Below are 19,311 nucleotides of genomic sequence, written 5' to 3'. Positions count from 1 at the left end.
CGATGCTCGAATGCGGGATCCCCGGCCGCGGCCGGGGTGCTCACTGCTGGCCGGCCCACCACTCCCGCAGCGCGGCGACGGCGTCCTCGTGCTCCATCGGGCCGTGCTCCAGACGGAGTTCCATCAGGAACTTGTAGGCCTTGCCGACCTCCGGGCCGGGCCTGAGGCCGAGCAGCTCCATGATCTGGTTGCCGTCCAGCGCCGGCCGGATCGCGTCGAGCTCCTCCTGCTCCTTGAGCTGGGTGATCCGCTCCTCCAGCGAGTCGTAGGTGCGGGCGAGGGCGGTGGCCTTCTTGCGGTTGCGGGTGGTGCAGTCGGAGCGGGTGAGCTTGTGCAGGCGTTCCAGCAGCGGGCCGGCGTCGGTGACGTAGCGGCGCACCGCCGAGTCCGTCCACTCGCCGCCGCCGTAGCCGTGGAAGCGCAGGTGCAGCTCGACCAGCCGGGAGACCTCGTCCACCAGCTCGTTGGAGTACTTGAGGGCGCGCATCCGCTTGCGGGTCATCTTCGCGCCGACCACCTCGTGGTGGTGGAAGGAGACCCGGCCGTCCGACTCGAAGCGGCGGGTGCGCGGCTTGCCGATGTCGTGCAGCAGCGCGGCCAGCCGCAGGGTGAGGTCCGGACCGTCCTGCTCCAGCGCGATCGCCTGCTCCAGGACGGTGAGCGAGTGCTCGTAGACGTCCTTGTGGCGGTGGTGCTCGTCGCTCTCCAGCCGCAGCGCGGGCAGCTCCGGCAGCACGTGCTCGGCGAGGCCGGTGTCGACCAGCAGCCGCAGGCCCTTGACCGGGTGGGCGGCGAGCAGCAGCTTGTTGAGTTCGGCCTGGACGCGCTCGGCGGAGACGATGGTGATCCGCTCGGCCATCGCGGTCATCGCCGCCACGACCTCGGGCGCGGGCGCGAAGTCCAGCTGGGCGGCGAACCGGGCCGCGCGCATCATCCGCAGCGGGTCGTCGGAGAAGGACTCCTCCGGGGTCGCCGGGGTGCGCAGCACCCGGGCCTCCAGGTCCTCCAGGCCGCGGTGCGGGTCGACGAAGCCCCGGCCGGGCAGGTCGACGGCCATCGCGTTGACGGTGAAGTCCCGGCGGACGAGGTCCTGCTCGATGGTGTCGCCGTAGGTGACCTCGGGCTTGCGCGAGGTGCGGTCGTACGCCTCGGAGCGGTAGGTGGTGATCTCGATCAGGAAGGAGCCGTCGGCGGTGTCCTTGCGGGCGCCCACCGTGCCGAAGGCGATGCCGACGTCCCAGACCGCGTCGGCCCAGCCCTTGACCAGCTTGAGCACCTGGTGCGGGCGGGCGTCGGTGGTGAAGTCCAGGTCGTTGCCCAGCCGGCCGAGCAGCGCGTCCCGGACGGATCCGCCGACCAGCGCCAACCGGAAGCCGGCCGCCTGGAAGCGGCGGGCGATCTCGTCGGCGACCGGCGAGACCCGGAGCAGTTCCTGCAGACCGAGGGTCTGCGCCTCGCTCAGCCCGGGCAGGACGCCCGGCTCGGTGGAACTGGAATGATGGACGCTGGAGTCATTGGCAGTGGACACGGCTCCCTAGGGTACGTGCCCGGCAGGCCCCGCCGCCTGTCCGTTTCCCCCGCGTGCGGCGCTCGTCCTCCCCCGTGTGCGGCGCTCGTCGCCGGGGTGCGCCGGGTGCCCCCGCCGGGCAGCCGGCGGCCCGCACCACCGGTGGCTCGGACACGTCGTTACCATGCCGGGAGAGCCCGGTACGGGCGGCGCCCGCGGGTGCTCCGGTCGGTCGGGGCTGCCCGGCGCCGGACGGGGCCTCCGGCCGGGTCCGCGGTGGTCATGGTCATCCACTCATTCGATCGAGAAACGGCGAGGGCACAGCACGTGGGCGAGGCGCGGCACGGCCTGACAGCGTACGGACGTGTGGGACGGGCGGCCCGCCGCCTGGCGGCGGTGCTGGCCGGCGGCACCGTCCTGCTGTCCGCGGCGCCGTACGCCACCGCCGCGGCCCCCGCACGCACGGGCTTCCCGGCCGCCTCCCCGGACTACCCGGCGACCGTGCAGATCGACTCGGTCTCCGCCCCGGTGGCCGGCGAGAACGCCACGGTGACCGTCACCGGCCGGGTCACCAACGCGGGCTCCTCCACGGTGAAGGCGGCGCACGTGGTGCTGCGCTCCCCGAAGGAGGAGCTGGACACCCGCAGCGCGATCAACCTGGTCGCCGGGCGCACCGGTCCGAGCAGCAAGGACGGGGCGGTGCTGCCGGGCCACAAGGCGGACCTCGGCGACCTCGCCCCCGGCCAGTCCCGCCCGTACACCCTGCAGGTGTCGACCGCGGACCTCGGGCTGAAGACGGCCGGCGTGTACGAGCTGGCGGTGGACGTCCGCGACGCCGACGAGGACCGCCCGCTGGGCGTCGCGCGCAGCTTCCTGCCGTACAACGCGTCGCCGAACGGCAAGCAGACCCGGATCGCCACGCTGTGGCCCCTCACCCACGCCCCCGAGCTGGTCGCCCAGACCATGCCGGACAACGACCAGATGCCGGTGCTGCGGGACGACAGCCTGACGACCGAGCTCGCGCCGAACGGCCGGCTCGGCAAGCTGGTGACCATCGGGCAGACGCTGCCCAACCTGACCTGGGTGATCGACCCGGACCTGCTGGACACCGTCTACGCGATGACCAAGCCGTACCGGGTGCAGAAGCCCGGCACGGGGGGTGAGTCCGCCAAGGACGACAACACCGTCGCCGGCGCCGGCCAGAACGTCGCCACCGCCTGGCTGGCCCAGCTGCGCACCGCGGTGGCCGCCAACGGCTCGCAGGTCGTGGCGCTGCCGTACGCCGACCCGGACCTGGCCTCGATCGCGCACAACGGCAACGGGCTGCCAGGCATGGACACCGCGCTGCGCAAGGCCGCCACCGCGGGCAAGGTGACCGCCGAGGGCCGGCTGTCGGTGGACGTGACCGGCGGCGTCGCCTGGCCGTACCAGGGCCGTCTCGACCAGCCGACCGCCGCGGTGGCCCGCACCACCGGTGCCGACCTTGTGCTGGTGAACGGGGCGGGCATGCCGGAGTCCCGCTCGCTCTCCTACACGCCGAACGCGGCGCGGCCGATCGGCAACGGGCAGACCGGCGTGGTCGCCGACCCGGTGCTCTCCTCGCTGTTCTCCGGCGACCTCGACTCCGACCAGGCGCAGAGCCTCGCCGAGCAGCGCTTCCTGGCCGAGACGATGACGATCACCCAGCAGCGGCCGGACGACCAGCGCAACCTGCTGGTGATGCCGTCCCGGACGCTGACGGTGGGCACCGCGCAGGCCCTGGCCGACGCCCTGCACGCGGCCGCGCAGCCGAACGGCTGGGTGGCGCCCGCCCGCCTCGACGCGGTGTCCACGGCCCCGGCCGACCCGGACGCCAACGGTTCCGTGCCGGGCGACTACCCGGGCGAGCTGCGCGGCTCGGAGCTCTCCTCCGCCGCGCTGAACTCGGTGATGGGCGTGCAGACCGGGCTGGACCTGCTGCTGCAGATCCTCACCCAGCCGCAGCGGGTGCGCGGCCCGTTCAACGCCGCCATGGTCCGCTCGATGTCCACCCAGTGGCGCGACCACGCCGAGACGTCCGCGGCCTACCGGGACGGCGTGCAGAGCTACCTGGCCAACCTCACCACCGCGGTGAAGGTGCCCGCCAAGAGCGCGATCACGCTGCCGGGCGACAACGCCATCCTGCTCATCAGCGTCAAGAACGACCTCAACCAGGCGGTCGGCAACCTCGAACTGCGGGTCACCTCCTCGCAGGTGAACCGGCTCAACGTGGGCCAGCCGGCGACCGTGGTGCTGGACGGCACCACCAGCCGCACCTTCCGGTTCCCCGCCGAGGCGCAGGTCAACGGCCCGGTGCAGATGACCGCCCAGCTCTGGACGACCGGGCCGAACGCGCAGCCGTACGGCAAGGCGGTGTCCTTCACCGTCGAGGTCACCTCGGTGGCGAGCGGCGTCATGTACGTCATCGGCGGCGGCGTGGTGCTGATGGCACTGGCCGGCGTCCGGTTCTACCTGCAGCGCAAGAAGCGCTCCGCGGCCGGCGAGGTCGACCTCGACCCGGAGCGGCTGCTGGAGCCCGAGGAGCCCGCGACCGCGGAGGACGCGGAGGACGCGGAGGACGGCGCGGCCGCCGGGGGCACGGCCGGCGAGGGCCCCGCGGAGGCGGGCCGGAAGGGCTCCGCGGAGCCGTCCGACTCCACGCCGGAGAGCGCCTCAGATGCCCGGGATCGGGCCACCGGTGATGAGAAGGTTGGTCACTGAGGGAACCCCGTCCGGGCTCCACCGACCAGCGAAGAGGTGGCATGAGCAGCGGTCCGCGCGAGGAGCGAGCACAGGGCCGGGGAAGCCCCGGCGGCACGGGCGGACCGAAAGCCGCCGAACCTGCCACCGACTGGTACGTGGACGACACCTACGCCCGTGATCCGCACACGGGCGACGCCTTCGGCAGCGCCGCGGAGCACGATCCGTACGGGCTGGCCGCCGCCGAGGCCGCGGCCCTGCCGCCGCAGCCCGGCCCCCAGCCCCCGGAGACGCAGCCGGCGGTCCTCGGCGCCCCCGTCCCGCACTGGGCGGGCACCCCGGTGCTGACCGCGGCGGAGCCCCCCGCCCCGCACGGCGAGGACGAGCCCGCCGGAGAACCCGAGACCTCCGGGGCCGGGACGGACGCCGAGGCGGAAGCCGACACCGATGCAGAAGCCGAGGCGAAGGCCGAAGCAGAGGCGGAGGCGGAGGCCGCCGACTACCTGGGCGTCGACGCGCTGCTGAGCGGCGACCACAGTGCCCCGGAGCCGCAGCCCTTCGTCCCGACGATCGAGTTCGACCCGCCGCTCACGGCGGAGGAGGCGAGCCTGCACGAGGCGCTCGCCGAGGGCACCGGCCCGCAGGCGCCGCCCGCCGCAGGCCCCCCGCGCGCCCCGGGCCCGCCGACCGCTCCCCCGCCCGCGGCACCCCCCGCACCGTCCGCCGGTCAGGCCGCCGGCCGGGTCGCCGGACTGGTCAACTCCAGTGCGGTGATGGCCGCCGGCACGCTCGTCTCCCGCGGCACCGGCTTCCTGCGGACGATGGTGATCGCCGCCGCGATCGGCGTCGGCACCATGGGCGACTCGTACAACGCCGCCAACACCCTGCCGACGCTGCTCTACATCCTGATCGGCGGCGGCGCGCTGAACGCCGTCTTCGTGCCGCAGCTCGTCCGCAGCATGAAGAACGACGAGGACGGCGGCACCGCGTACGCCAACCGGCTGCTCACCCTGGTGGTCTGCGGCCTGGCGGGCGTGGCGGCGGTGGCCGTCGTCGCCGCGCCGCTGCTCGTCCAGCTGATCTCGCACTCGCTGATGCGCGACCCCGCCAGTGCGGAGACCACGGTCGCGCTGGCCAGGTACTGCCTGCCGACCATGTTCTTCATGGGTGTGCACGTGGTGATGGGCCAGATCCTCAACGCCCGGGGCCGGTTCGGGGCGATGATGTGGACGCCGGTGCTCAACAACCTGGTGGTGATCTTCACCTTCGGTGCCTACATCTGGGTCTACGGCACCTTCCAGCACAGCCAGGTGACCCCGCAGACGATCGCCCCCGAGGGCGTCCGGCTGCTCGGCATCGGGACCCTGCTGGGCCTGGCCGTCCAGGCGCTGTCGATGATCCCGTACCTGCGGGCCGCCGGGTTCTCCTTCCGGCCGCGCTTCGACTGGCGCGGACACGGCCTGGGCAAGGCCGCCCGGCTGGCCAAGTGGACCTTCCTGTTCGTCCTGGCCAACCAGGCCGGCTTCCTGGTCGTCACCCAGCTCGCCACCGCCGCCGGCGCCGCGGCCGAGGAGGACGGCCACCTGGGCGTCGGCCTCGCCGCGTACTCCAACGCCCTGCTGATCTGGCAGCTGCCGATGGCGGTGGTGACGGTCTCGGTGATGAGCGCGGTGCTGCCCCGGCTCTCCCGGGCGGCCGCCGACCACGACGCCGGCGCCGTCCGCGACGACCTGTCGTACGGGCTGCGCACCTCCGCGGTGGCGATCGTCCCGGCGGCCTTCCTGTTCCTCTCCCTCGGCCCGGTGATCGGCTACGCCGTGTACGGCCTCGGCAACGGGGGCTCGGCGGCGCACGGCGCCCTGTCGATCGGCTACATGCTGTCGGCGTTCGCGCTCGGCCTGATCCCGTACTCCGTGCAGTACGTGCTGCTGCGCGGCTTCTACGCCTACGAGGACACCCGGACCCCGTTCTCCAACACCGTCTGGGTGGCCGCCTGCCAGGCGGCGACCGCGGTGCTCTGCTGGCTGGTGCTCCCCGCCCAGTGGGCGGTCACCGGCATGGCGCTCTGCTACGGCGCCTCGTACGCGGTCGGCGTCGCCGTCGCGGTGCCCCGCCTGAAGGCCCGGGTCGGCGGCCTGGACACCGGACGGATCGGCCGGACGTACGTCCGCCTCGCGATCGCCTCGCTGCCGGCCGCCGCCTTCGGCCTCGCCGTCGAGCTCGTGATGCTGGACCTGCTGGACGGCTGGGTGGCCGGGGTGCTGACCCTGCTGGTCGCCGGGGCCGTGCAGATCGGCACCTTCCTGCTGGTCGCCCGACGGATGCGGATCGAGGAGCTGAACGCGCTGCTCGGCATGGTGCGCAGTCGACTCGGCCGCTGAGCATGACATGACGTCAACCCGGCGCGGCCCGAGCGGCCGCGCCGAGGGGGGACCCCGATGACGGGCCGTCCACCGGATCGCGGATGATTGCGCAACCGGTCGGGCGGCCCAGCGGTCGTACCAGGGGAGAATCAGTGGGCACAATTGTCCTGGCGGGCCCGGCGCAGCGGCGGCCGGGCGGACGGGCGGCCCGGATTCCCACGACCGGGCCGGAACTAAGGGGAGGCAGGACCACGGTGGCTGACGGCACCAAGGCGGTCGTCGACACGTCCGTAGCGGACGAGGCGGCGCTGGCCATGGCAATCGAGGACCTCGGGCCCGAGGACGGCCCCTCGGCCGCCGGGCAGGACCCTGCGGACGAGGCCCCCGACATCGCCCCGGACGCCCCTGACGCCGCCTCCGACCCCGCTGCAGCCACCACCGGCGGCAAGGACCCCGAGGGCTCCTCCGAGGCCGCCCAGCAGCCCTCCACGGCCCCTGGCGACGCCGACGACGCCGACGACGCCGACGACTCCGAGGACGACCCCGACGACGCCGAGGAGGTCGGCGAGGCCGCCTCCGCCGCCGTCGCAGCGGCCGTGACGGCCCGTGAGCCCGACTCCGACGACGCCCCCGCCGACGAGGCCGGCACCGGCCGCACCGCCCCCTCCGCGGGCGCCGACGCCGGGGAGTCCACCGCCCAGCTCTCCGCCGCCGAGCTCGCCGCCGAACTCACCGCCCGGGGGGCCGCCGCCCCGGCCCGCCGCCCCTCCCGCTCCGGCCGCCCCGCCCCGGAGGCCCCCGCCAGCGAGCCCCGACCCGTCGTCAGCACCGAGACCCTGGACGCCGACACCGGCACCCTCCCCGCCGCCAAGCCGGCCCCGCTGCGGCACAGCGGCGACAAGATCGGCGGCCGCTACCGGCTGGAGGAGTGCATCACCCAGTCGGAGACCTTCAGCAGCTGGCGCGCGGTCGACGAGAAGCTCCGCCGCGCGGTCGGCGTGCACCTGATGGCGGCCGGCCACCGGCGCGCCAAGGCCGTGCTGACCGCCGCCCGGGCCGCCGCCCTGCTCAACGACCCGCGCTTCGTCCAGGTCCTCGACGCCGTCCAGGAGGGCGAGCTCGTCTACGTCGTCCGCGAGTGGCTGCCGGACGCCTCCGACCTGGCCCACCTGCTGGCCGACGGCCCGATGGAGCCGTACGACGCCTACCAGATGGTCCGTCAGGTCACCGACGCGGTCGCCGCGGCCCACCGCCGCGGCCAGGCCCACCTGCGGCTCACCCCGCGCTGCGTGCTGCGCACCGACACCGGGCAGTACCGGATCAACGGCATCGCGGTGGACGCCGCCCTGCGCGGCCTGCCCACCGAGGAGGCCGAGCGCACCGACACCCGCGCGATCGGCGCCCTGCTGTTCGCCGCGCTGACCCACCGCTGGCCGTACCCCGAGGACCGCTACGACCTGCGCGGCATGCCCAAGAGCATCGGCTGCGTGCCGCCGGACCAGGTCCGGGCCGGCGTGCACAAGGGCCTGTCCGAGCTGGCCGCCCGGGCGCTGGGCGAGCACCCGCCGCACCACCAGGACCCGATCACCACGCCCGAGCAGCTCGCCAAGGCGATCGCGCTCATGCCGAAGATCCGCCAGCCCGAGCAGCCCGCACCGGCCTTCACCGCCAAGCCGAAGCCCCCGCCCGCCCCGCACACCGCGTCCGCGCACACCGCCGCCCGGCCGGCCCCGCACCCCCGGCCGCAGCACAACGCCCACCAGGGCCCCGTCCCGGTCCCGCCACGGCCCCGGCGCCGCCGCCGGCTGGTGCGCACGGCGCTGCGGACCACCGCCTCCCTGGTGGCGCTGGCCGCGATCGTGGTCGGCTCCTGGCAGGGCGTCGAGTACCTCAACAAGTCGAAGGACGGGCAGTCGAGCGCCCCGCCCGCCGAGCAGCCCAGCGCTCCGACCACCGCGCAGTCCGACGCGCCGCTGTCCGGCGCCGCCCTCGACTACACGCCCTCCTCGTTCAACGCGTTCGGCGACCGCAAGGACGAGCACGCCTCGGCGCTCTCCCTCCTCAAGGACGGCAAGGCCGACACCGCCTGGACGACCCAGAGCTACAACGACCCCTTCGGCGGCGGCTACCGGCCCGGTACCGGCGTGCTGCTCGACCTCGGCTCGGCCCGCGCCGTCGGCTCGGTCGACGTCAAGCTCGCCGGCGGCGCGCACACCGTCGAGCTGAAGGCCCTGCCCGGCGCCGCCTCCGCCCCGGAGAACAGCAAGTCCGGCTTCGAGAGCTTCGGCGACGCGATCGCCTCCGGCACCAGCAGCACCGAACTCCAGCTGAAGCCCAAGAAGCCGATCACCACCCGCTTCCTCTTGATCTGGCTGACCGCCATCCCCAACGATGGGGGCGGGTACAAGGGCCAGGTGGCCGAGATCACGGTCAACGGCTGAACGAGGACGGGCAGGGGGTGACGGACATGGCGGACGAGCCGTCCGACGCCGATCTCCTGGCCCGGCACGTCGCCGGGGACCCGGACGCCTTCGGCCTCCTCGTCCGGCGCCACCGGGACCGCCTCTGGGCGGTCGCGCTGCGCACCCTCGGCGACCGCGAGGAGGCCGCCGACGCCCTCCAGGACGCCCTGGTCTCCGCGCTGCGCGCCGCCCACACCTTCCAGGGCCGCTCCCAGGTCACCACCTGGCTGCACCGGATCGTGGTCAACGCCTGCCTCGACCGGGCCCGCCGGGCCGCCTCCCGCCGGGCCGGCTCGCTTGACGAGGACCCTCAGCGCCTCGACGCCGCCCTGGGCAGTGCCGAGGCCACCGACAGCGTGGTGGTCCGCGCCGAACTGCGCCGCGAGGTCACCGAGGCGCTGACCGCGCTGCCGGTCGAGCAGCGCGCCGCCCTCGTCCTGGTCGACATGCAGGGGTACTCGGTCGCCGAGGCGGCCGAGGTGCTCGGGGTACCGGTGGGCACCGTGAAGAGCCGCTGCGCCCGCGGCCGGGCCCGCCTGCTGCCGCTCGTCCGCCATCTGCACGGCAGCGGCGTTTCCCGTGAAACGGCGGCGGAGGACGGACCGGCCCGCGGCACCCGCACGGATGTTTCACGTGAAACGCCGCTCCGTGGGAACCCGTCCGGCACCCGCACCGTCCCAGGTACGGACGCCGCCGGGCGCCGCACCATGGTGGAAGGAGATGCGACCAAGCGATGACGCCGCACCCGCCTTCCACGCCGTCCGCACCCGAGCCCGAGCACCCGGACATCGAGGCGCTGGCCGACCTCGCCGAGCAGCTGACCGACCCGGCCGACGAACCCGCCCTGCGCCGCCACCTCGACGACTGCGCCGAGTGCGCCGACACCTTCGCGGCCCTCGCCGAGGTGCGCGCGCTGCTGGGCGAGGCCGAGGTGCCGCCGATGCCGGCGGACGTCGCCGAGCGGATCGACTCCGCCCTGGCGGCCGCCGGCAGCACGCCCCGCACCGCCGCCGCCCCGCCCGCCGGGCAGGCCCCCGACCGCACCGGTGCACCGCGCGGCGCCTCCGCCCCGCCCTCCGCCCCGACCGCCGGCAGGCCCGGCGGGAGCGCCCCCGGCGGCACCGGGCCGGGCCGTGCGCGCCGCCGCCGCGTCCGCCTCCTGCTGGCCACCGTCACGGCCGCGGCGGCCGTCGGCTTCGGCGCCCTGCTGCTCCCCCTGTCCGGCACCGGCGGCGGCAGCTCCGCGCAGGCCCCGGCCGACAGCGCCGCCCGGCCCGCAGCCGGCGCCGCCCAGAAGCCCGCCCTCACAGGCGGCACCGCCTTCGAGGACGACACCCTGGCCGCCCAGGCCCGGCAACTGGTCCGCGCCGCCGCGGCCGCCCCCACCTCCAGGGCCCCGGAGGGGCTCGCCCAGCCGGACCGCAGCGAGTCCCCCGGCACCACCGCGGGCAACGCCGCACCGGCCTGCGCCGCCGCCCTCACCGGACGGGGCGACCGGGCACCGCTCGCCGCAGCCCCCGGCCGGTACCACTCCGCGGCCGTCACCGCCCTGGTGTACCCGGACGGCTCGGACCGGCTGGACGTCTACCTGATCACCCCGGACTGCTCGGCCCCCGGCATCGTGCTCCACCGCACCGTCCCGACGGGCTGAACCGGGCGCGCGGACCGCCCGGCGACCCCGCGGAGAACGCCCATCCATCGGAACATCCGCTCCCACAGTGCGGGCACGTGACACAGCAACGCCCGGGAATGCGGGAGACTGGTCAGTCGTTGTCCCGGGCGGCGGAGCAGGACCGCCCTCCCCGCCCCAGCGCGGGTCGCGAAGCGAACCAGGAGATGCAGTGAGCGACGTCCGTAACGTGATCATCATCGGTTCCGGCCCCGCCGGATACACCGCTGCGCTGTACACCGCGCGCGCCTCCCTGAAGCCGCTGGTCTTCGAGGGCGCGGTCACCGCGGGCGGCGCGCTGATGAACACCACCGAGGTCGAGAACTTCCCCGGCCACCGCGACGGCATCATGGGCCCCGAGCTCATGGACAACATGCGCGCGCAGGCCGAGAAGTTCGGCGCCGAGCTCGTCCCGGACGACATCGTCGCCGTCGACCTCACCGGCGACGTCAAGACCGTCACCGACTCCGAGGGCACCGTCCACCGCGCCCGCGCCGTGATCGTCGCCACCGGCTCCCAGCACCGCAAGCTCGGCCTCCCCCGCGAGGACGTCCTGTCCGGCCGCGGTGTCTCCTGGTGCGCCACCTGCGACGGCTTCTTCTTCCGCGACCAGGACATCGCCGTGGTCGGCGGCGGCGACACCGCCCTGGAGGAGGCCACCTTCCTCTCGCGCTTCGCCCGCAGCGTCACCGTCGTGCACCGCCGCGACAGCCTGCGCGCCTCCAAGGCGATGCAGGAGCGGGCCTTCGCCGACCCGAAGATCACCTTCGCCTGGGACAGCGCCGTCCAGGAGATCCACGGCGACCCGAAGCTGACCGGCCTCACCCTGCGCGACACCACCACCGGCGAGACCCGCGAGCTCCCGGTCACCGGCCTGTTCATCGCGATCGGCCACGACCCGCGCACCGAGCTCTTCACCGGCCAGCTGGACCTGGACGCCGAGGGCTACCTCAAGGTGGAGTCCCCCTCCACCCGGACCAACATCCCGGGCGTCTTCGCCGCCGGCGACGTGGTCGACCACACCTACCGCCAGGCGATCACCGCGGCCGGCACCGGCTGCTCCTCCGCCCTGGACGCCGAGCGCTACCTGGCCTCGCTCGCCGACCTGGAGGCCCAGGCCGCCACCGTCGCGGTCTGATCCCCACCCCCAGAAACAGAACAGCCCCCGCGGTTGTTATCCCCTCCGAAGGTGCCGAGCCGCCGTGCAGGCGGCGAGGCACCGCCTCGTCCGTGACCCCAAGGAGAGTTCCGTGGCCGGCGCCACCATCACCGTGACCGACGCGACCTTCGACGCCGAGGTGCTCAAGAGCGACAAGCCCGTCCTGGTCGACTTCTGGGCCACCTGGTGCGGCCCGTGCCGCCAGGTCGCCCCGATCCTGGAAGAGATCGCCGCCGAGCACAGCGACAAGCTGACCATCGCCAAGCTCGACGTCGACAACAACCAGCAGACCGCTGCCACCTACAACGTCATCTCGATCCCGACGCTCAACGTGTACCAGAACGGCGAGCTGGTGAAGACCATCACCGGCGCCCGCCCGAAGGCCGCACTGCTGCGCGAGCTGGCCGACTTCATCTAGTCGCCGCCCGCCGGCCGTGGAGGGCCCCCGGACGATCCGGGGGCCCTCCGGCGTTCCCGGGCCCGCTCGGCACCCGCCGGAGCGGCTCAGAACGGCCGCAGCGCCGGCTCCTTCCGCGCCCCGCCCAGCAGCCGCTCCAGCGCCCCCTCGACGTCGCTGCGCCAGGACAGCGTGCTCCTGGCCTCCAGCCGCAGCCGCGGGTAGCGGGGGTGCGGCCGCACCGTCTTGAAGCCCACCGCCAGCAGGTGGTCGGCCGGCAGCACGCAGCTCGGCGTCGGACGGCCCACCGCACCGAACGCCTCGATCGCCCGGAAGCCCCGCCGGAGCACGTCCTTGGCGACGGCCTGGACGAGCACCCGGCCCAGCCCCTGGCGCTGGTAGCCGGGCACCACCCGGCTCACCATCAGCTGCACGGCGTCCGAGGACACCGGGCTGGTCGGGAACGACTGCGAGCGCGGCACGTACGCCGACGGCGCGTAGAGCACGAAACCCGCCGGGACGTCGTCCACGTAGACGATGCGCCCGCAGGAGCCCCACTCCAGCAGCACCGCCGAGATCCACCCCTCCTTCTCCAACTCCCCCTTGCCCCCGTCCACCGCTGCCCGTCCGCTGACCGGGTCGAGTTCCCAGAACACGCACGAGCGGCAGCCGTCCGGCAGGTCGGCCAGGTTGTCCAGCGTCAGCGGAGCGAGCCTGCGACCCACGCCCCACACCTCCTCCGGCTCGGTCCCACACCACGAGCTTGCTCCGAAAAACGCGAGGGGTGCACGTTTCACGTGAAACATGCACCCGCTCGTCCGCTTCTCGGTGAGACTCCGGTCAGCCCTGGGAGAGCCGCAGCCCCTCCTCGCCCGGGGCGAGGCTGTCGAGGATCCGGTTCAGGTCCTCGACCGAACCGAACTCCAGCACCACCTTGCCCTTGCCGAGCTTGCCGCCCCGCTGCGAGACCTCGACCTTCACCCGGGTCTCGAACCGGTCGGAGAGCCGCCCGGCGAGGTCGTCGAAGGCCGGCGAGAGGATCCGGCCAGCCTTGGGCGCGGCCGCCTTCTTCGGCTTCTCGTCGCGCTCCATCAGCGACACGATCTCCTCGGTGGTCCGCACCGAGAGACCCTCCGCGACGATCCGCTGCGCCAGGGCGTCCTGCCGCTCGGCGTCCGGCACCCGCAGCAGCGCCCGGGCGTGGCCGGCGCTCACCACCCCGGCGGCAACCCGCCGCTGCAGTGCCGGCGACAGCTTCAGCAGCCGCAGGGTGTTGGAGACGTGCGGGCGGGAACGGCCGATCCGGTCGGCCAGCGCCTCGTGGGTGCAGGAGAAGTCCCGCATCAGCTGGTCGTAGGCGGCAGCCTCCTCCAGCGGGTTGAGCTCCGCCCGGTGGAGGTTCTCCAGCAGCGCGTCCAGCAGCAGCTTGTCGTCCTCCGTGGCCCGGACGATGGCCGGGATCACCTCCAGACCGGCCTCCCGGGAGGCCCGCCAACGGCGCTCGCCCATGATGAGCTCGTAGCGCTCGTGACCGACCTGGCGGACGACCACCGGCTGCAGCAGGCCCACCTCCTTGATGGAGGTGACGAGCTCGGCGAGCTTCTCCTCGTCGAAGACCTCGCGCGGCTGCCGGGGGTTGGGCGTGATCGCGTCCAGCGGGACCTCGGCGAAGCGGGCACCGTCCACCGGGACGAGCGCCGAGTCCGCGACGCTCCGCGCATGGGCCTCGCCCGCCAGCTCCCGCAGGCTCTCCGCGGCGGCCTTCGCCGCCACCGTGCCGCGGCCGGTCGGCAGGACCGGCACGGCCACCGGGGTCGCCGACCCCGCGGTCGCGGCCGGGACGGCCGCCGGCGCCCCTGCCGCCGGGGTGGCGGCCGGGATCAGCGCCCCCAGACCCCGTCCCAGTCCTCTGCGCCCACCACTCACCGGTTGCCCTCCATCGTGCCGTGCTGTGCCGTCGCGGCGGTCGCCGCCGCGGCCGCGGTCCGCTGCTGCCCGACCGCACCGTAACCGGCCGGGGCGCCGGCCGCGAAACCGGGCTCCGCCGACCGCAGCGCGATCTCCCGGGCGGCCTCCAGGTAGGAGAGCGCGCCGGTGGAACCGGGGTCATAGGTGAGCACGGTCTGCCCGTAGCTGGGCGCCTCGGAGATCCGGACCGAGCGCGGGATGGCCGTCCGCAGCACCTCGCGCTCGAAGTGCGTGCGGACCTCCTCCGCGACCTGGGCCGCCAGCCGGGTGCGGGCGTCGTACATGGTGAGCAGGATCGTGGAGACGTGCAGCGCCGGGTTGAGGTGGGCGCGCACCAGCTCGACGTTGCGCAGCAGCTGACCGAGACCCTCCAGCGCGTAGTACTCGCACTGGATCGGGATCAGCACCTCCTGGCCGGCGACCAGGGCGTTGACGGTCAGCAGGCCGAGCGAGGGCGGGCAGTCGATCAGGACGTAGTCCAGCGGCTGCTCGTACGCGGCGATGGCCCGCTGCAGGCGGCTCTCGCGGGCCACCAGCGAGACGAGCTCGATCTCGGCACCGGCCAGGTCGATGGTGGCCGGGCAGCAGAACAGCCCCTCCACGTCCACCACGGGCTGGACGACGTCGGCGAGCGGCTTGCCCTCGACCAGGACGTCGTAGATCGACGGCACCTCGGCGTGGTGGTCGATGCCCAGCGCGGTGGAGGCGTTGCCCTGCGGGTCGAGGTCGACGACCAGCACCCGCAGCCCGTGCATCGCGAGGCCGGCGGCCAGGTTGACGGTCGTGGTGGTCTTGCCCACCCCGCCCTTCTGGTTGGCCACCACGATCACCCGGGTGCTCGCGGGCCTGGGCAGCCCCTCCCCGGTCCGCCCGATGGCCTGAACCGCGGCCTGGGCGGCGCGCGCGATCGGCGTGTCGTCGATCTGGTGGATGGTCTCCGAGTCCTGCATGGGGGTCAGTGTTTCACGTGAAACCGGAGCGTCAACAGTCACCGCCAGGGCGCGGTCGAGGATTCCGGGGAGCAGTGAGCGTCGTTTCACGTGAAACACCATGACCGGAATGTCACAAATCTGACGGTGCGACACTCCGACCGCGATCCAACACCACCCTCCCGGCGACACCGCCACCCACCGGATGGGCCCCGGCCTGCGGAAACGCCGGGAGCGGGCGGCCCGACGGCCACCCGCTCCCGACACCTCCGGACCGTCTCCGGTCAGCGCCGCCGGCGCGGACCCCCGCGGCCGGCGTCCTTGGCACCGCGCCCCGCCCGGGCCGCCTTCGCCCGGCGCGTGGCGGCCCTCACACCGCCGGGGCTCTCCCCCGCCTCCACCCGGACCACCCGGGTCGAGGTCTCCAGCGTCCCCTCGCCGACCGAGATCACCGACCAGCGCTCCGCTCCCAGCTTGGTGAGCGCGGACCGCGACTCCTCGATCTCCTGCTCCGCGGTGTCGCCCTTCAGCGCCAGCATCTGGCCGTACGGCCGAAGCAGCGGCATCCCCCAGCCGGCCAGCCGGTCCAGCGGGGCCACCGCGCGGGCCGTGACGATGTCCACCGCGACCTTGCCGACCATCTCCTCGGCCCGGCCCCTCAGCACCGTCACGTTGTCCAGGCCGAGCTCCCGGACCACCTCCTCCAGGAAGGTGGTGCGCCGCAGCAGCGGCTCCAGCAGCGTGACCGAGACGTCCGGCCGGGCCATGGCCACCGGGATGCCCGGCAGGCCGGCACCGGAGCCGACGTCGCACAGCGAGGCGTTGGCCGGCAGCAGCTCCGCCAGCACGGCGCAGTTCAGCACGTGGCGGTCCCAGAGCCGCGGCACCTCGCGCGGGCCGATCAGCCCGCGCTGCACCCCGGCCGTCGCCAGCAGCTCGGTGTACCGCACCGCGACCGGGAGCCGCTCGCCGAAGATGCCGGCCGCGGCCGCCGGCGGCTCACCGGGCCCCTCGGCCGGGGTCCGGGCACTCGTGGGAGCGCCCTCCGCCGGGGTGCCCCGGTCGGGTCCGCCCTCCGACGGCCCGCCCTCGGTCGCCACGCCGTCCGTCTCCATGTCAGCCTCTCCGCTCACCGTATCCACCCCACATCAGGCACCATCCTCACGCGGACACCCGCCCCGCGCGCAATCCGGGCCGCACGAACCGCCCTCGAAGGAACGACGACCCCGCCCGCACGCGGCGGACGGGGTCGCTCGACGAAGCACGGGGTCAGCTCGGAAGCACGACCACGCACCGCTGGGGCTCCTCGCCCTCCGACTCGCTGCGCAGGCCCGCGGCCGCCACCGCGTCGTGCACCACCTTGCGCTCGAAGGGGGTCATCGGGCGGAGCTTGACCTGCTCGCCGGTGGACTTCGCCTTCTCGGCCGCCTCGGCGCCGAGCGCGGCCAGCTCGGACCGCTTGCGCGCCCGGAAGCCGGCGATGTCCAGCATCAGGCGGCTGCGCTCGCCGGTCTCCCGGTGGACCGCCAGGCGGGTCAGCTCCTGCAGCGCCTCCAGCACCTCGCCGTCCTGGCCGACCAGCCGCTGCAGCGTCCGGTCGCTGCCGTCGCTGACGATCGAGACCAGCGCCCGGTCGCCCTCGACGTCCATGTCGATGTCGCCGTCCAGGTCCGCGATGTCCAGCAGACCCTCCAGGTAGTCGGCGGCGATGTCGCCCTCGCGCTCCAGCCGCGCGACGACGCTCTCGCCGGACTCCGCGCCTGCCTCGACCTCGACGGCGGAGGTGGTGCCTTCCGTCACTGATGGACTCCTTCGGGGATGGGCCCTCGGGTGGGGCCGAGAGGGAAGATCTGGGTCCGCGTCGACCGGCCGCAGCCGGTCAGGACTTCTTCTTCGGCCGCTGGCCGCCGCCCTGGCCGCCGCGCTTCGGCTGCTGGCGCTGACCGGTCTTGCCCGCGGGCTGCTTGTCCGCGGAGCGGCCGGCCGGGACCGCGGCGTCCTGCTTGGACAGGGCCACCGGCTCGTCGGCGACGTGCTCCTCGGCGTGCTCGCCGCTCGTCGTCTGCGCCTGGTGGCCGGCGGTGTGCTGGCGCTGGGCCTTGCTCTGCTTGCGGGGCTGCTGGCGACGGACCTGGACGGTCTCCGCCACCACGGCCTCGGCGGTCGCCGCGGACTGCTTGTCGCCACCGGTGAGCGCGGCCAGCCACGGGGCCTTGCGGACGGAACCGTCCGGGTTCAGCCGGCCGGCCTTCTTCAGGCGGTCCTGGCGCTCGGCGAAGGCCTTGGAGCCCGGCGTCGGGTTGTTGCGGATGACGATCAGCTGCTGGCCCATCGACCACACGTTGGTGGTCAGCCAGTAGACCAGGACACCGACGGGGAAGTTGATGCCCATCACGGCGAAGATGATCGGGAAGACGTACATGAGCATCTTCTGCTGCTGCATGAACGGCGTCTTGATCGTCAGGTCGACGTTCTTGGTCATCAGCTGGCGCTGGGTGATGAACTGCGACAGCGACATCAGGACGATCATCACCGCGACGACGATCTTGACGCTCAGCTCGGTGCTGCCCAGGAAGGTCGCCGAGAGCGGGGCACCGAAGATGTGCGCCTGCTTGGCACTGTCCAGCAGGTCGGCGTTGATCACGCCGATCGTCTTGTCGTTGGCCACCGAGGCCAGCACGCCGTAGAGGGCGGTGAAGAACGGGGCCTGGACCAGGATCGGGAGACAGCTCGAGAAGGGGTTGGTGCCCGCCTCCTTGTAGAGCTTCATCATCTCTTCGGACTGGCGCTGCCGGTCGTTCTTGTAGCGCTCCTGGATGGCCTTCATCTTCGGCTGGATCGCCTGCATGGCCCGGGTCGCCTTGATCTGCTTCACGAAGAGCGGAATCAGGCAGATCCGGATGACGATCACCATCGACACGATCGACAGGCCCCAGGCCCAGCCGCCATCGGGATCGAAGACGTGGCTGTACAGCGAGTGGAACTGGACGATGATCCAGGACACCGCTGTGTAGAGGGGACTCAGAAAACCGAAGGTCACCGGTCAGACTCCTTGGAGATAGAGCTGGCCACCGGCGACGGCCCGGCGGTCCCACTCTTCGGGCTCAGCAGATTGCGCAGCCGGCGGTGCCACACCGGGTGCGTGCGCGGTGGCACATGGTCGACCCCACCCGGCGACCAGGGGTTGCAGCGCAGGATGCGCCATGCGGTCAGACCGCTCCCCTTGACCGCGCCGTGCGTGCGCACCGCCTCGTACCCGTAGTGCGAGCACGAGGGGTAGTAGCGGCACACCGGCCCGAGCAGCGGACTGATCGTCCACTGGTAGAGCCTGATCAGCCCCATCAGCAGGTACTTCATCGCCCTGCTCCCGTCGGCGCACTGCCGGTCGGCTCCGCCCGGAGCAACCGCCGCAGCGCCGCATCCAGGTCGTGTTCGAGATCGAGGTACGAAGCCGACCCGGCCTGGGGCAGCGCGCGTACCACTATCAGGCTACCTGCGGGCAGCCGGGGCAGACGCTCACGGACAAGGTGACGAAGGCGACGCTTCACGAGATTCCGCACGACCGCGGATCCCACGGCCTTGCTCACGACGAAACCCGCACGCGCCGAAGGGAGCCCCTCGGCGGCGTGCGGGCCGCTGTCGCTTTCCCGGTCCGTCGGCCCCGGCCGGCCGCCCTCTCTGTCGAGGTGGACGACCAGCAGGGGCTTGCCGGCCCGGCGACCGCGTTTCACCGCGGTCGAGAAGTCCTGGCGCCGCCGCAGCCGATTCTCGGAGGGCAGCACGATCAGAACCCGTGCGCCGGATCAGGCGGACAGGCTGGCGCGGCCCTTGCCACGGCGGGCGGCCAGGATGGCGCGGCCGGCGCGGGTACGCATCCGGAGCCGGAAGCCGTGGGTCTTGGCACGACGGCGGTTGTTCGGCTGGAAGGTGCGCTTGCTCACTCGGGGGCTCCTGAGGTGAATCGTAGGATGACGGGACGTCGCTTGGCCGTCACCGTGCGTCCGCGCGATCTCCCCTTCGACGGGAAATCCACCCCAACGGCCCAGGTCTGCTGGGGTTGGGGCCATCCACGGCGCCCGTGCTGCGCGCCTTGTGGAAGCGGGTGGACCCGCGGGCATGCGGCAGCGGCCATCGACAAC

At 73.6% G+C, this 19,311-nt stretch carries 17 protein-coding genes; 7 read left to right on the top strand and 10 right to left on the bottom strand.

Annotated features, from left to right (window positions below; translation table 11 throughout):
- Positions 1 to 40 precede the first annotated feature (40 nt).
- The gene (locus IE98_RS0118135) at positions 41 to 1,471 is read right to left on the bottom strand and encodes a CCA tRNA nucleotidyltransferase (RefSeq protein ID WP_030270143.1); all 1,431 of its coding nucleotides are present in this window, start codon (positions 1,469 to 1,471) and stop codon (positions 41 to 43) included.
- A gap of 402 nt (positions 1,472 to 1,873) precedes the next feature.
- Between IE98_RS0118135 and IE98_RS0118130 the strand changes: the two genes are divergently transcribed.
- From IE98_RS0118130 to trxA, 7 genes are all read left to right on the top strand, one after another.
- A complete protein-coding gene (locus IE98_RS0118130) occupies positions 1,874 to 4,246 on the top strand; it encodes a DUF6049 family protein (protein WP_052390651.1) in 2,373 nt (790 codons plus the stop codon).
- Positions 4,247 to 4,287: 41 nt separating this feature from the next.
- Positions 4,288 to 6,606 (top strand): murein biosynthesis integral membrane protein MurJ, encoded by a 2,319-nt coding sequence (gene murJ, locus IE98_RS0118125; protein ID WP_030270139.1) that lies wholly within the window; start codon positions 4,288 to 4,290, stop codon positions 6,604 to 6,606.
- A gap of 236 nt (positions 6,607 to 6,842) precedes the next feature.
- On the top strand, positions 6,843 to 9,029 hold the full coding sequence (locus IE98_RS42595) for a protein kinase family protein (protein ID WP_052390650.1): 2,187 nt from the start codon (positions 6,843 to 6,845) through the stop codon (positions 9,027 to 9,029).
- A 26-nt stretch (positions 9,030 to 9,055) separates the two neighbouring features.
- Complete coding sequence (gene sigM, locus IE98_RS0118115) at positions 9,056 to 9,787, top strand: RNA polymerase sigma factor SigM (protein ID WP_078661109.1); 732 nt, start codon at positions 9,056 to 9,058, stop codon at positions 9,785 to 9,787.
- Entirely contained in the window at positions 9,784 to 10,701 is a 918-nt protein-coding gene (locus IE98_RS44715; protein WP_052390649.1) for an anti-sigma factor family protein, read from the top strand. The genes sigM and IE98_RS44715 overlap by 4 nt, the downstream gene beginning before the upstream one ends.
- Before the next feature lie 190 nt (positions 10,702 to 10,891).
- The gene (gene trxB / locus IE98_RS0118105) at positions 10,892 to 11,857 is read left to right on the top strand and encodes a thioredoxin-disulfide reductase (protein ID WP_030270129.1); all 966 of its coding nucleotides are present in this window, start codon (positions 10,892 to 10,894) and stop codon (positions 11,855 to 11,857) included.
- Positions 11,858 to 11,969: 112 nt separating this feature from the next.
- A complete protein-coding gene (trxA, locus tag IE98_RS0118100) occupies positions 11,970 to 12,296 on the top strand; it encodes a thioredoxin (protein ID WP_030270128.1) in 327 nt (108 codons plus the stop codon).
- Positions 12,297 to 12,382: 86 nt separating this feature from the next.
- Here trxA and IE98_RS0118095 read toward each other — a convergent pair whose 3' ends face one another.
- The 9 genes from IE98_RS0118095 to rpmH all read right to left on the bottom strand — a co-directional run bounded on the left by IE98_RS0118095 (position 12,383) and on the right by rpmH (position 19,113).
- Positions 12,383 to 13,000 (bottom strand): GNAT family N-acetyltransferase, encoded by a 618-nt coding sequence (locus tag IE98_RS0118095; protein WP_030270125.1) that lies wholly within the window; start codon positions 12,998 to 13,000, stop codon positions 12,383 to 12,385.
- 115 nt (positions 13,001 to 13,115) lie between these two features.
- Positions 13,116 to 14,201 carry a ParB/RepB/Spo0J family partition protein gene (locus IE98_RS0118090; RefSeq protein WP_030270123.1) on the bottom strand — a complete coding sequence of 362 codons (1,086 nt, stop codon included), beginning with the start codon at positions 14,199 to 14,201 and terminating at the stop codon, positions 13,116 to 13,118.
- A complete protein-coding gene (locus IE98_RS0118085; protein ID WP_324605782.1) occupies positions 14,198 to 15,166 on the bottom strand; it encodes a ParA family protein in 969 nt (322 codons plus the stop codon). Before IE98_RS0118085 ends, IE98_RS0118090 begins: the two co-directional genes overlap by 4 nt.
- Before the next feature lie 290 nt (positions 15,167 to 15,456).
- Positions 15,457 to 16,305, bottom strand: a complete 849-nt coding sequence (rsmG, locus tag IE98_RS0118080) for a 16S rRNA (guanine(527)-N(7))-methyltransferase RsmG (protein ID WP_234443582.1) — start codon at positions 16,303 to 16,305, stop codon at positions 15,457 to 15,459.
- 136 nt (positions 16,306 to 16,441) lie between these two features.
- On the bottom strand, positions 16,442 to 16,972 hold the full coding sequence (locus IE98_RS0118075) for a R3H domain-containing nucleic acid-binding protein (protein WP_030270119.1): 531 nt from the start codon (positions 16,970 to 16,972) through the stop codon (positions 16,442 to 16,444).
- A gap of 79 nt (positions 16,973 to 17,051) precedes the next feature.
- Positions 17,052 to 18,212, bottom strand: a complete 1,161-nt coding sequence (yidC, locus tag IE98_RS0118070) for a membrane protein insertase YidC (protein WP_030270118.1) — start codon at positions 18,210 to 18,212, stop codon at positions 17,052 to 17,054.
- Positions 18,209 to 18,529 (bottom strand): membrane protein insertion efficiency factor YidD, encoded by a 321-nt coding sequence (yidD, locus tag IE98_RS0118065; protein WP_030270117.1) that lies wholly within the window; start codon positions 18,527 to 18,529, stop codon positions 18,209 to 18,211. The genes yidC and yidD overlap by 4 nt, the downstream gene beginning before the upstream one ends.
- Entirely contained in the window at positions 18,526 to 18,954 is a 429-nt protein-coding gene (rnpA, locus tag IE98_RS46380; protein WP_078661101.1) for a ribonuclease P protein component, read from the bottom strand. The genes yidD and rnpA overlap by 4 nt, the downstream gene beginning before the upstream one ends.
- A 21-nt stretch (positions 18,955 to 18,975) precedes the next feature.
- A complete protein-coding gene (rpmH, locus tag IE98_RS0118060) occupies positions 18,976 to 19,113 on the bottom strand; it encodes a 50S ribosomal protein L34 (protein ID WP_030059672.1) in 138 nt (45 codons plus the stop codon).
- Positions 19,114 to 19,311: the final 198 nt, after the last annotated feature.

Origin of the sequence: Streptomyces sp. NRRL B-24484, assembly GCF_000717715.1 — a bacterium.
GTDB lineage: Bacteria > Actinomycetota > Actinomycetes > Streptomycetales > Streptomycetaceae > Kitasatospora.
This window is presented reverse-complemented; position numbering and strand designations above follow the sequence as displayed.